Source organism: Paenibacillus violae (assembly GCF_032461945.1).
GTDB classification, from domain to species: Bacteria; Bacillota; Bacilli; order Paenibacillales; family NBRC-103111; genus Paenibacillus_E; species Paenibacillus_E violae.
Genome location: NZ_JAWCUD010000001.1, coordinates 1,170,511 through 1,183,451 on the forward strand (window position 1 = coordinate 1,170,511; position 12,941 = coordinate 1,183,451).

Here is a 12,941-nt window from a genome sequence, read left to right on the forward strand (position 1 = left end):
TTGGATATATTTGGTAAGTCTATACAGCATGCATAGTCGGCCACTCCAGCTCAATTCCGAAGCTTACCAACATGCGTTGAAATTCCCGAAGCTCGGATTCTTGGTTCCGAATGTCCCGTGGCTTCAGCTTGCGATCGATACAACGACTAGCTAAAAAACCCGCGGCTTCCCCAATATTCCATTCGACGGGATGGAGACGATAGCAGCCGTTGGTGATATGGGTAACGCCAAGATTTTTGCAGGCGGGCAGCAGATTATTCATCCGAATAGGGATCAGACTGCCCAGTGGAATCTGGAACGGAAGGGAGGAAATATCGATATAATGCCGATTGCCTGTGCTTGGATGCAAGTCGATGCGATAACAGCCAATTCCGACGGAGTCGTGGAACTGCTCTGCTTGGCCATCTGCGCGGCAATCCGTACTTACATGCTGCTCCAGCACGGTAAATTCGGCTTTAATCCGGCGGGATTCCCGCATATAGGGATACATCGCTAGCCCGTCATCCGTACCGACGACGTCTTTACGCAGCCGCAGCCCCGGATAACCTGTGCCGCCGTCAGGGCGGGGAGCTTCCGTCTGCAGCCAATAGAGAAGGGAGAGGCTGAGCTGCTTGGCATCCCACAGGTGGCGCTGCCGTTCACTTTCGCTCACATCAATGACGGAGCCCAGCCAGTAATCGTTTTGTGGCCAGTTTACCAGCGTGATGCTCCCGGGATAAGTCCCTTCCTCAAACTGAGCAGCGTCGATGATTCGACGATAGTAGAAGAGGGAGTAACGCTCCGTACCCTCGAATAGTTCGTAGTCGACAGCTTCAAGCGTATGTGGCCGGACGCCCGTCCAACTGAGCAAGCGATCTGGCCAGAAGTCGGCTTTGTACGTACGCCAAAAATCGTAGCGTTCAGGTCGCTCAATCGTATGATCTTCACCTTCGATATAGTCCATGGCAAAACAGTAGGTGAAGCCCTGCATATCCTGAGGGAGCGCATCGCCCTTAACGGCATGGGGCTCGCCCGTTTGGTTGAATGATTCCGCTCCTGTCACATACTCCGCTCCGGCAAGCGGCAGAACATCTCCACATTCTGTCGCATCCAGATAGTAAGCGGCAGTTAGTTCACTAACTTCATCTGTCTGCAAATTCTTCATCCTAACGAATTGAATGTCATCTCCGTCAACGGAAACAGCCTGTACTTGATATCGGTATAGGATCTGCAACCTGCCGCTGTGAACATAAGGAGCTAACATCGCTTGCAGGACGGCTAATGCGGTTCGCGGCTCGTGGCACAGCCGGGAAACGCCGCCGTTACCCGGGTTCAAATGAATGCGGGATCGTGCCTCTTCGGTAAGCGGGAAATGGCGTCGATAATAGTCGCGAACTTCATTGCGAAACTCGCGGTATGTACGCGTACAGCCAAATTGCTCAATCCATCGATGTTCATCGGGGGGGACGGCTTGGCTTGTCAATTGCCCCCCGATCCAATCGGTCTCTTCGGTTAAAATCACCGATTTCCCGGATTTGGCAGCAGCAAGCGCAGCGGCACATCCGCCGGTACCGCCACCGATTATGACAATATCGGCGGTGTATGATGTATTGATCTTGTTAGTCAACAAAGATCCCTCCTTTTCTCCTGTTTGCGCAGCGGCTGCACAGGCTATTCTCATTGTATTACAGCGGGAAAATAGCCACAGCAGAGGACCATGACTTCTTTTGGTACTTTAATAACCTTTGATGTATTGAAAAAAAGGATTCAACGTCTAGATGACGAAAATTTTTACAGAAGCATTTATCAGTGGACGAAAAGGGGTCGTTATCCGGATGAGCGATAAAAAAACCGTTAACGCTGTACAACTTGATACGAATATGCAGATTGAGACTAGTGACAATAGACTTCAATGGCACTCTCCGATGGAGAAACCTTTTCAAGTAGCTGGCTTCGGCTGGTTGGAAGAAGAGCGGCGGTATCGCCGACTTCCATCAGCACCAGCGTGGAAGCTGCCGCTAGCGGTTGATTTGCTGGCCAACTGCACGACCGGCGGCCAAATTCGCTTTACAACAGACGCGGTCTCACTTTCCGTCAAGGTAAAGCTGACCGGGGCTGCGGATATGTATCATATGCCGGCTACTGGACAATGCGGATTTGATTGCTATATCGGCGGTCCTGGCGAGCAAATTTATTACGGGACGACAAAATACAATCATCAGCTGACGGAATATGAAAGCGTATTATTTACAGATATGAGTCGGGAACAACGGGTTATTACACTGAATTTTCCATTGTACCAAGGAGTAGATGAGGTCTGGATCGGTTTGGATCCGGAAGCACTGATTACACAGCCTCCTGCGTATGAGAATAATCAAAAAATCATCGTGTACGGAACCTCCATCACCCAAGGAGCCTGCGCCTCGCGCCCGGGGATGTCCTACACGAACATTTTATCGCGCCGTTTCAATATGGAATTCCTCAATCTAGGGTTTTCTGGAAACGGGAAAGGCGAGCCCGAGTTAGCCCATCTATTGGCGGAAATCCTAGATCCGGCTTGTCTGATCTTGGACTACGAGGCTAACTGTGTATCCACGGAGCTGCTGCAGCAAACGCTGCCGAATTTTATATCGATTTATCGTGAGAAGCACCCTTTAACACCCATCTTGGTGATATCCCGGATTACGCATGGGAAAGAGTATTTTGATGTTCAGATGGCGAAGGATCGGGCGGACCGCAAACAGATTTCCAGACAGGCCGTGGAGGAGCGGCGTGAGAGAAATGACGCCAACATTTATTTCTGCGACGGTTCTCTGCTTTTAGGGGAGCACGCACAAGAATGTACAGTAGATGGTTCTCATCCGACTGATCTTGGCTTTCTTCGGATGGCCGACGGGTTGACGCCGATTCTAAGGCAGATTCTAGGATAACGTTTGCTTGAAGGGGTGGTTGAATGAAACTAAGATCGAAATCGTCCGGTCTCGTTGCTCTCGCGATAGTCACTTGTTTCACCGCCTCTGGCTGCAGCGTTCAAGCAGATAATAAGGAAGGTGCGGAAGCTGGTCAAAAGGATACAACTTCCGCCATCCGAATTGTGGTAAACAGTCTGGGTGTGATTTTCCCGGAAGGCATGGATGAAAACAACAATCCGTACCTATCCTACATCGAGAAAAATACGGGAGTTCAAGTGGGTGTCACATTGCCCCCGTTGAATGGGTATGATGAGAAGTTGAACGTCATGATGACGTCCGGGGAGCCGCCAGATTTGCTTAATACAAGCAGTCCCTCTTGGTTTATTAATTTTGTCAATCAAAAAGCGCTGACACCTCTGAACGACTACATTGATAAGTACGGCGCGAACCTGAAAGCGAAAATCCCCAAAGAAGCCTGGGATAACGTAACCGTGGACGGCAAAATTTATGCAATTCCGAGCCTGAATGAGGTGAAAGGGACGGAGCTTATTTACACCAGGAAGGATTGGCTGGACAAGCTTGGTCTTCGTCCCCCGCGGACCCTGCAGGAGTATACGACTGTGATGAAAGCTTTTGCAGAAATGGATCCGGACGGCAATGGTCAGAAGGACACGTACGGACTTTCCATCTTGGAGCGATTAGGGAGAACCTCACCCTTTCTGGGGGCCTTCGGGGTTCAAATGAACGCTTGGTACGAAAGAGACGGCAAACTGGTTTACTCGGGCATTATGCCCGAAATGAAAGAAGCGCTCGCCTACCTGCACAGTTTGTATGAACAGGATATTCTAGACCCGGAATTTCCTTTGAACAAAATCGATGTCCTTGGCGAAAAGATCGCTTCCGGAAAGGTCGGCCTCTACTCAGCGGCTTGGTCAGATACCCGTTCGCTTATTGCGGCAAACCGTAAGAATGATCCGAAAGCGGAATGGATTCCGCTTGATTTTCCCATTGGACGCAGCGGTAAACACGGGGTATACAGCACTTCTAACGTCCGTTCCTACAATGTTGTGCCTCTTAAGAGCAAACAGGCAGAATCCGTGGTCAAATTTCTTGATTTCATTGCAGGTCCAGGTCAGCAAAATTTGAAGCTTGGGTTTGAAAATGAGGTTTGGACAAAAGCAGGCGGCAAGCTGTCCATTCGATTTGATGAGCATATCAAGCAAGGTTATAGGGGGATTTATGGAGCTCTGGCGGATACGGTCGAACCGGAGATGACCCGGGATCGGTTGAAAGCGCTGGGCGAACCGTTCAAGCTGTATGAAAATTTGCAGCAGATTGAAGGCAATCTCATGGAAAATCGCTTTAATGGGCCGCCTACCCCCGCAATGGGCAAGCATCAAGTGAAGCTTTCCAAGCTGCAGGAAGAAACATTCACGCGCATGATCGCGGGCATGAGTCCCATAGAGGAATTCGATAATTTTGTGAAAAAATGGAAGGAAGCCGGCGGTGATGAGATTACCGGGGAAGTGAACGAATGGTGGCGGGATACCGGGAAGCAGCCGGGAAAATGACCTGGTACCAATGGAGGGATCACCAACATGCCCATAGACATCGCGCCTAAATTGCGAAAAGTGCTAACCGGGTTCATTCAGGTTAGATTAACGTGGTATTTTTTACTGATTCTACTCCCGCTTTCCGGATTCAGTCTTTTTGCTATTGCCAAATCACAAATGATCGTGGAAGTGCAGACGGGAGAGAGAACCCAAGGGGCCTTGCACACGATGGCGGATTACATTGACCTCTCGCTTCAAAACATCGAGCAGCTTTCTTCTTTAATTGCATTTGATATGAATATCAATTCGACCCTGCAGTCTGTTGGTCAAGAGCCGAAGAAGCAATCATTCGTTCAATTCGCTCAGGTGATGGACCAAATCACGAGTATGACGAATGTTAATCTCATGGTAGATCAAATTACGATTATCCATATGCCGTCGCGTACTGTGATTTCTACGAAACTGGGGGGCAGCAAGCTGCCTGAAGGCGCTGAGAAGCAGGAGTGGTATGAGCGGCTAATGGAAGCGGGAGGCGGGACGTATTTTTATACCCCCCAAGATGGGGAGTCGTATTTCGATGCGGACAGCGTTCATTTGATCCGGACTATGGATCCTTATAATCGAACGTTGATTAACCCCAATTTACTAATCATATCTATAAAAAAGAGCGCTTTGATTGAGCAGGCCAAACCGCTCCTGCCATCAAAGAATGCGAATATTTCCTTATTTGGCAGCAACGGCAAGCTGATTACCGGAACGGGTGCAGGCGTCAATGCGCAAGTTTGGGAAAAAAAAGAAGAAGTGAGATCGATTCGCAAATCTCCTCAGACCGGGCAAGAAATGGTCAGCATTAGCGTCAAGTCGAAGTTGTCCGGTTGGTCGCTTAGAATGGAACAGCCGCTGTGGGAAATTCGAAGTCATACCGATTCCTTAAAAGTGTTTACTTATGGCATTGTAGTCGTCAGTTTGGTTCTTGCGATTATTATTTCCTGGATCGTTTATCGCGGCATTTCAGCTCCTCTGCGGAAACTGGCATATGGGATGAAGCAGCTGCGTACCGGCAATTTTACCATTCAATTAGAAGATAAACGCGTTGACGAGTTGGGATACGTAATTGAGTCCTTTAACCGAATGGCAGAAAATCAGAAGACGTTAATTCGCGACCATTACGAAAAGCAATTATTACTGTCCAAAATGGAACTGAAATTTTTGCAGTCGCAGATTAATCCGCATTTTCTATATAATACGCTGGACTCGATCTATTGGACGGCCAAAAATTATGAGGCAGATGAAATCAGCGAGATGGTCTTGAATCTGTCGAAGTTTTTCCGGTTAAGCTTGAATAAAGGAAACGAGACTTTTTCAGTTGCAGAGACAATCATTCATTTGACATATTATATTAAAGTCCAGCAGTTGCGGTTTTTGGACCATTTTACCGTCAGGTACGAAATTGCGGAGGAAAGCAAACCTTATCCTGTGCTGAAGCTCCTTTTGCAGCCGTTAGTGGAAAACGCCGTTATTCACGGATTGGAGAAACAAAGTGAAGGCGGAGAACTCGTCATTTCCTCCTATTTACAGGAACCTAATCTCGTGTTGGAGGTTAGTGATAATGGGGTAGGCGTAAATCGGGAAAGACTTGCTTACATCTGTGGTAAACTGGAGGAAGCATCCAAACAAGCAGTTGAAGGCAATGCTACGGATCGAAAAAAAGAGAAAGATCTGTTTGGCCTGCGCAATGTAGTCGCCCGTATGAAAATGTACTATGGCGATGATGCTCATTTTCGCTTCGAGAGCAGCGTCGGTCGTGGCACCCGAATGACGTTGTTCCTTCCGCTTGATAAGTGTGTAACAACTTTGGAGGATCAAGTGGGCTGAAAAGGTTTTTATATGAAATAGGGAGGGTGAGCTATGCTCTATGTAATTGTTCTAATTCCCGTACTCGCACTGATGATTTATGGCGTGGTTAAAATGACTCTAAAAGCCAGGGTTAAGGTCGAGACTTCGAAAGTCATTCAAATGTCCTCGTATCAATCCAAAAAGAAAACTCCTACGAATACGAATACGCAGGCATGTTCCTTCTGCCGAAAGAAGCAAAAAAAGCTGGCGTTCTACTCGGATGAAGAGGGGCGGGTCGTTGGGGTTTGCTCCGATTGCAGGCCGCAGGCAGAACGCCGGGCGTTGATGCGGCTGTGATTGGGGGAGTTACATAGAGCCTTAGCGGGAATGCCGCTAAGGTTTTTTATGCGCCATATCAGATAATCTGATAGAACTTATAAATTCATTATAATTGACCTGCAACTAAACCTATGATAGGTTCAAGAGAGTGAAATTTTATGTGACAAATTAATTGGGGAATTTCTTATTACTGCAGCATATGAGAGGTGGATTTTGTTGGAACTTCAAGTAACAAACAGTCCTTTTAATCAGGAACAAGTAGAACTGCTTAATCGTCTACTGCCTACTTTAACAGATTCACAAAGAGTCTGGTTAAGCGGTTATTTCGCAGCAATGAATGGTGTGGCGGGATCAGTTAGCACTGGCGCAGTTCCTGCAGTACCAACAGCTAATGCAGCACCAAGCGTAGCGGCTATTTCCAAAGAAGTAACAGTTCTCTTCGGATCACAGTCCGGGAAAGCGCAAGGTTTGGCCAAAAAGTTTTCCAAAAAGCTTGAAGAACAAGGATTTCAGGTAACGCTTTCTTCGATGTCCGATTTCAAGCCGAATGCTTTGAAAAAGGTGCAAACTTTGTTGGTTCTTGTCAGCACGCATGGCGAAGGGGTTCCACCGGATAATGCGATTTCCTTCCACGATTTCCTTCATAGTAAAAGAGCTCCTCAATTAGACGGACTACAGTATTCCGTGCTTTCGCTCGGCGATACGTCCTATGAGTTCTTCTGTCAGACGGGGAAAGATTTCGACAAGCGTTTGGGTGAACTTGGCGGCAAGCAGCTTGCTCCGCGTGTAGATTGCGATGTTGATTTCGACGAACCTGCAGCAGAATGGATGAGCAGCGTATTAAGCTCGCTGAGCGCATCTTCAGGCTCATCATCCGCGGCAGCAGCAGGCGCCGCTGTAAGCACTGCAAGCGCACCTGAATCCGAGTTTTCCAGAACGAATCCATTCCAGGCTGAAGTTCTTGAGAACTTGAATCTGAATGGACGCGGATCGGACCGCGAAACGCGGCATGTGGAGATTTCCTTGGAAGGATCGAACCTTCAGTATGAGCCAGGCGACTGCTTAGGCATTTATCCGGAAAATCATCCTCAACTTGTCGAGGAATTAATTCAAGCCATGGGCTGGAATGCGGAAGAGCTCGTTACGATTAATAAAAACGGCGACAAACGCTCTGTGCGTGAAGCATTAACACATAATTTTGAAATTACAGTTCTGACAAAACCACTAGTAGAACAAGTTGCAAAATTGACTGTAAATACAGACCTGAACGGGCTTGTAGCTGCAGGCAATGAACAAGAGCTTAAAGCCTACATCAACGGCAAAGATCTGCTTGATCTGGTTCAGGATTATTCGCTAAAAGGCATTGCAGCAGCTGAATTCATCTCGGTTCTTCGCAAAATGCCTGCTCGCTTATACTCTATTGCAAGCAGCTCAAAAGCATATCCGGATGAAGTGCATGTAACGGTTCGTACGGTACGCTATGAAGCGCGTGGTCGTGAACGTTACGGCGTGTGCTCTGTGCAATTGGCGGAAAGAGTGAAGGCAGGCGATTCGCTGCCGGTGTACATTCAGAACAATCCGAATTTCAAATTGCCGGAAAGTTCAGATACACCAATCATTATGATCGGACCTGGAACTGGGGTTGCTCCTTTCCGTGCATTCCTTGGCGAACGCGAAGAAACAGGTGCGGAAGGCAAATCATGGTTGTTCTACGGCGATCAGCACTTCTCAACAGACTTCTTGTATCAAATCGAATGGCAGCGTTGGTTGAAAGATGGCGTTCTAACGCGCATGGATGTCGCCTTCTCCCGTGATACGGATCAAAAAGTGTATGTTCAGCATCGCATGCTTGAGAAAAGCAAAGAATTGTATCAATGGCTGCAAGAAGGGGCTAGCGTGTATGTCTGCGGGGACGAAAAACGCATGGCTCATGATGTTCATGAAACATTGGCAAAAATTATTGAACAAGAGGGCGGTTTCAGCTCGGAAGAAGCGGCTGAATACTTGTCCCGGATGCAACAGCAGAAACGCTATCAGCGGGACGTCTACTAAGACGAAGCCGTTGATTGCTAGAGGAGAGAGCCGATATGTCAGAAAACAATTTATTGTCGAAGAACAGCGCACCGCATAGCGACGTTGAACACATTAAACTTAGAACGAATTATTTGCGGGGAAGTCTCGCTGATACGCTTCTAGATACGATCACAGGATCGATTCCTGAAGATGATAACCGCCTGATGAAGTTTCACGGCAGCTATATGCAGGATGACAGAGATCTGCGTAATGAGCGCCAAAAGCAAAAACTGGAGCCGGCCTATCAGTTCATGCTGCGCGTACGTGCAGCCGGCGGTGTCGTGACGGCGGACCAATGGCTTATGATGGACCGTGTAGCACAGAAATACGCGAATGGAACCATTCGCTTAACGACTCGACAATCTTTCCAACTTCATGGTGTTCTGAAATGGAACATGAAGAAAACGATTCAAGAAGTTAATGCCTCGCTGCTCAGCACGCTCGCAGCTTGCGGTGACGTTAACCGTAACGTAATGTGCAATCCTAATCCTTACCTTTCGGATGTGCATGGTGAAGTTTACGAATGGGCTTGCCGCATTAGTAACCACCTGGATCCACAAACTCGCGCCTACCACGAAATTTGGTTGGACGGAGAGAAAGTCATCGACAGCCAAGACGTTGAGCAAGAACCGATTTACGGAAAAGTGTACTTGCCGCGTAAGTTCAAAATCGGTATTGCCGTTCCACCATCTAACGATGTAGACGTATTCTCACAAGATCTTGGTTTCATTGCCATTGTGGAAGACGGGAAGCTGAAAGGCTTTAACGTATCCGTTGGCGGCGGCATGGGGATGACGCATGGCGATACGCTGACGTACCCGCAGGTTGCTCAAGTGATTGGATTCGTTACACCGGATCAAGTTGTGGATTTGGCAGAAAAGACCGTCACGATTCAACGTGATTATGGTGATCGTTCCGTGCGTAAACATGCACGTTTTAAATATACAATTGATGACCGCGGCATCGAATGGTTCGTTGAAGAACTGACTGCTCGTCTGGGCTGGAAACTTGAAGCTCCTCGTCCATATCAGTTTGACGATAACGGAGATCGTTATGGTTGGGTAAAAGGAAGCAATGGCAAATGGCATTTCACCTTATTTATCCAAAATGGACGCGTCAAAGATGAAGGTAGCTATCAGCTGTTGACTGGGCTTCGTGAAATTGCCAAAGTACATTCCGGCGATTTCCGACTTACTGCGAACCAGAACCTGATTATCGGGAATGTTAGCGCTCAGAAGAAGAAAAAAATCGAGGAATTAATCAAGGAATACGGCTTGACAGATGGTCTTCATTACTCCGCACTGCGCAGAAGCTCCATGGCTTGTGTGGCACTTCCGACCTGCGGCATGGCGATGGCGGAAGCCGAGCGTTACTTGCCAGAGCTGATGGATAAAATCGAGCCGATGCTGGAAGAAGCAGGCCTTAGCGAGAAAGAAATTACGATTCGTATGACAGGCTGCCCGAACGGCTGTGCACGTCCGATGTTGGCTGAACTTGCGTTTATCGGTAAAGCTCCTGGAAAATACAACATGTATTTGGGAGGAGGCCACGCGGGTAACCGACTGAATAAGCTTTACAAAGAAAATATTGGCGAAGCTGAGATTTTACAATCGCTTGGTCCGATTTTTAATCAATATGCCAAAGAGCGCTGGGATGGCGAGCACTTCGGTGACTTCGTTATTCGTGCGGGTTATGTCAAAGAAGTTCGTTCCGGCCAAGATTTTCACGCATAACATTTAATTTTGTGGGGCTGTCCTGAAGATCTGTCATAGATCTGCCAGGATGGTCCCTTTTTGAATGTTCATGCGGATCTTGTGGTAAAATATGGCGAGGTTTGACTTATAAGGAGCAAAATGATGAATGACACGAACATCTCAGCGATCACTAAAACACCAAATAGAAAAAGGCTATACCATTTTACACGCGCTAAAAATTTACCGGCAATTGCGCATTTTGACACCCTGTTTTCAAGTTATCAAATCGATCCTTCACAGGATGGCCCACGTCGGTTAGCGCCAAGGCATTTGAACTATCAAGATCAACAGGTTACGATCAATTCTCATTTGAGAATCGCTGATAGCATGATTGACGCCTCTACGACACAAGAGGAATTTCGGGCGTTTTTGGACCGGCATGTTTTTTTATGGCCAACGCTGAAAGATTGTCAAAAAATGATGGCAACGTATGCTAGAAGAGAGCCGGAGGAAGCTTTTTCCATTCTCGAATTTGATGCTTCTGCTTTGTTAATGAAACATGGAACTGAAATTACACTATCCAAATATGACTCGGGCAGTTCGCCGCGTTTCCCCAATCATTGTTCTTATAAGAAAAGCTTGGCTATGTTTCTGCCATTGGAACAGTTTGGCCTTGTCAAAAATGACTTAGTGCCAAGTACCCCTTCGCAGATCAAAGAGATATTAATCGATGGCCAGATGAATGGTGTGACTGAGCTGCTAACAGCGGTTTATGTCAGCAATGGGGGTGAAATTCCTGTTAGTTGGAGGGATTTGGCGCGTCCCTGGACGTTGTTAACCGACTAATTTCGAGCAAACAAGCATCTACCTGACACTATCCCACATACACTGTTACATCAAGGAAATCATGTCATGAAACAGCGGTCTGACGAGGAGGGGTACAGGTGAGATATACCGTGCAATATATATCTCTGAGTAAAATTAAGCCGGAAAGTACCACAACCAAAACCTCACAGCGGAAAAAAGAATTAAAAAAAGTAGCGCAAGATCTAATGCATTTATTGGTTGTGCAAAAAAGCAAGAAAGACAAAGGATACGTCGTTGTAGACGGACATCAGCATTTGAATTTCCTCAAAAAACATACGCATAAACAATCAGCGGTGTGCCTTGTCGATGAAAGCAAACTATCTGCGAGTGTTGGGAAATTTGTTGATCGTTTTCGCAAGCGGCCGCTGCCTTACGATCTTCCAGCCATCAAATCGGATCGGGTAACAGTCAGCAGTTGGTCGATCATCCGTACATTTCTGAAACGTGAACCGCGGTTTCGTAAACTTTCGCGCAGGCAGCAGTTGAAGGTGCTTCGGCTAGGAATGCAATATAAGAAAACAACGGTTCGCAGTATGCAGGATAAGGTCGATGAATTGTTTAAAAAAATAGTCACGTATTAACATACCATGGTTATTCAGGGGCTGCTGCGGCAGCTCTTTCGTTTTTCTATAAAACAATTTCATCTTTTGTAAATGTGGGATGAGGTATAATTAGGGATGTAGATGAATGAAGGAGTGATTGTGCCCATGATAGAGAACGTACGCACGAGTAATGTACAGCGTTTTGCCGGATTCGGCGCGTTGTACGATCAGAATCGTCCCACGGCTCCGCAGGAGGTCGTTAAGCTGATAACAACGTACTTGCAGCATAAACCGCAAACCGTTGTTGACGTAGGCTGCGGCACAGGTCTTTCAACGTTTATATGGCTTGATGAAGCCGATCAAATCATTGGCGTTGAGCCCAATGACGATATGCGCGCTGTTGCCGTTAGCAAGTGGGAAGCGATACATAAACCTGAGAATATGCAGTTTGTCAAAAGGCTTTCGCATGAACTGGAACTGCCTTCTGCGTCCGCTGACGTTATTACTTGCTCGCAATCTTTCCATTGGATGGAGCCGCAAAGCACACTGCGTGAGTTCGCTCGCGTACTCTGTCCCGGAGGGATTTTCGCTGCTTACGACTGTGATTGGCCGCCGGCGCTTGACTGGAGGATTGAAGATGAGTACAAGCGGCTCCTCGCTTTAGGCGATGCTAGAGCGTTAGAACTGGCTCCGAGTGAGCAACAAGCCCACAAATGGGACAAAGAGGGGCATTTGCAGCAAATTCGCGACTCCGGCTTATTTCGATATGCGAGGGAGATCGTCTTTCATAACTGGGAAACGTGCGATGCCGAGCGTTATGCGAATCTGGCTTTCAGCCAGGGAGGTTTGCAAACCGCGCTGAAGCTAGGTGCAGAGGAATTGCGCGAGGAGTTCTCAGCTTTCCGCGAGCTGGTAGCTGAGGTTTTTGGTGGCGTGGAACGGGAAATTTTGTTCGGTTACCGGTTTCGTATGGGTGTGGTTTAGGTTTCAAAAGGTTGGCTATGATGAAGAAGTTCATCATAGCCTTTTTGTATTTCTTCGAGTTGTTGCTAGAAAATTGCAACTTAGTAGGACTTTTATTGATTGAGGTGCAAGCATGTACAGCCAGCACGATACATATATTTTTTAGAATGAGATATCATAATC

Annotated in this window: 10 protein-coding genes; 9 read left to right on the forward strand and 1 reads right to left on the reverse strand. The window is 47.4% G+C overall.

What is annotated here, in order from left to right; genetic code table 11:
* Positions 1–19: 19 nt before the first annotated feature.
* Entirely contained in the window at positions 20–1,594 is a 1,575-nt protein-coding gene (locus tag RQP52_RS05280; protein WP_379172252.1) for an FAD-dependent oxidoreductase, read from the reverse strand.
* Positions 1,595–1,757: 163 nt separating this feature from the next.
* On the opposite strand from RQP52_RS05280, the gene RQP52_RS05285 reads away from it, so the two are divergent.
* The 9 genes from RQP52_RS05285 to RQP52_RS05325 all read left to right on the forward strand — a co-directional run bounded on the left by RQP52_RS05285 (position 1,758) and on the right by RQP52_RS05325 (position 12,779).
* Positions 1,758–2,909 (forward strand): SGNH/GDSL hydrolase family protein, encoded by a 1,152-nt coding sequence (locus RQP52_RS05285; protein ID WP_315949904.1) that lies wholly within the window; start codon positions 1,758–1,760, stop codon positions 2,907–2,909.
* 23 nt (positions 2,910–2,932) lie between these two features.
* Positions 2,933–4,462 carry an extracellular solute-binding protein gene (locus tag RQP52_RS05290; protein ID WP_315949905.1) on the forward strand — a complete coding sequence of 510 codons (1,530 nt, stop codon included), beginning with the start codon at positions 2,933–2,935 and terminating at the stop codon, positions 4,460–4,462.
* Positions 4,463–4,489: 27 nt separating this feature from the next.
* Complete coding sequence (locus RQP52_RS05295) at positions 4,490–6,319, forward strand: cache domain-containing sensor histidine kinase (protein ID WP_315949907.1); 1,830 nt, start codon at positions 4,490–4,492, stop codon at positions 6,317–6,319.
* 33 nt (positions 6,320–6,352) lie between these two features.
* The gene (locus RQP52_RS05300) at positions 6,353–6,637 is read left to right on the forward strand and encodes a hypothetical protein (protein WP_315949909.1); all 285 of its coding nucleotides are present in this window, start codon (positions 6,353–6,355) and stop codon (positions 6,635–6,637) included.
* Positions 6,638–6,835: 198 nt separating this feature from the next.
* Complete coding sequence (locus RQP52_RS05305; protein WP_315949911.1) at positions 6,836–8,671, forward strand: assimilatory sulfite reductase (NADPH) flavoprotein subunit; 1,836 nt, start codon at positions 6,836–6,838, stop codon at positions 8,669–8,671.
* 35 nt (positions 8,672–8,706) lie between these two features.
* On the forward strand, positions 8,707–10,425 hold the full coding sequence (gene cysI, locus RQP52_RS05310; protein ID WP_315949912.1) for an assimilatory sulfite reductase (NADPH) hemoprotein subunit: 1,719 nt from the start codon (positions 8,707–8,709) through the stop codon (positions 10,423–10,425).
* Positions 10,426–10,548: 123 nt separating this feature from the next.
* Positions 10,549–11,232: a DUF7002 family protein gene (locus tag RQP52_RS05315; RefSeq protein ID WP_315949913.1), complete on the forward strand. Its 684-nt coding sequence runs from the start codon at positions 10,549–10,551 to the stop codon at positions 11,230–11,232.
* 98 nt (positions 11,233–11,330) lie between these two features.
* Positions 11,331–11,834 (forward strand): hypothetical protein, encoded by a 504-nt coding sequence (locus RQP52_RS05320; RefSeq protein ID WP_315949915.1) that lies wholly within the window; start codon positions 11,331–11,333, stop codon positions 11,832–11,834.
* A 126-nt stretch (positions 11,835–11,960) separates the two neighbouring features.
* Entirely contained in the window at positions 11,961–12,779 is an 819-nt protein-coding gene (locus tag RQP52_RS05325; protein ID WP_315949916.1) for a class I SAM-dependent methyltransferase, read from the forward strand.
* Positions 12,780–12,941: the final 162 nt, after the last annotated feature.

Excerpts from the sequence above, each read along its gene's own strand:
- RQP52_RS05285 (WP_315949904.1), top strand. The coding sequence starts at position 1,758 with ATGACGAAAATTTTTACAGAAGCATTTATCAGTGGACGAAAAGGGGTC.
- RQP52_RS05290 (WP_315949905.1), top strand. The coding sequence starts at position 2,933 with ATGAAACTAAGATCGAAATCGTCCGGTCTCGTTGCTCTCGCGATAGTC.
- RQP52_RS05295 (WP_315949907.1), top strand. The coding sequence starts at position 4,490 with ATGCCCATAGACATCGCGCCTAAATTGCGAAAAGTGCTAACCGGGTTC.
- RQP52_RS05300 (WP_315949909.1), top strand. The coding sequence starts at position 6,353 with ATGCTCTATGTAATTGTTCTAATTCCCGTACTCGCACTGATGATTTAT.
- cysI (WP_315949912.1), top strand. The coding sequence starts at position 8,707 with ATGTCAGAAAACAATTTATTGTCGAAGAACAGCGCACCGCATAGCGAC.
- RQP52_RS05315 (WP_315949913.1), top strand. The coding sequence starts at position 10,549 with ATGAATGACACGAACATCTCAGCGATCACTAAAACACCAAATAGAAAA.
- RQP52_RS05325 (WP_315949916.1), top strand. The coding sequence starts at position 11,961 with ATGATAGAGAACGTACGCACGAGTAATGTACAGCGTTTTGCCGGATTC.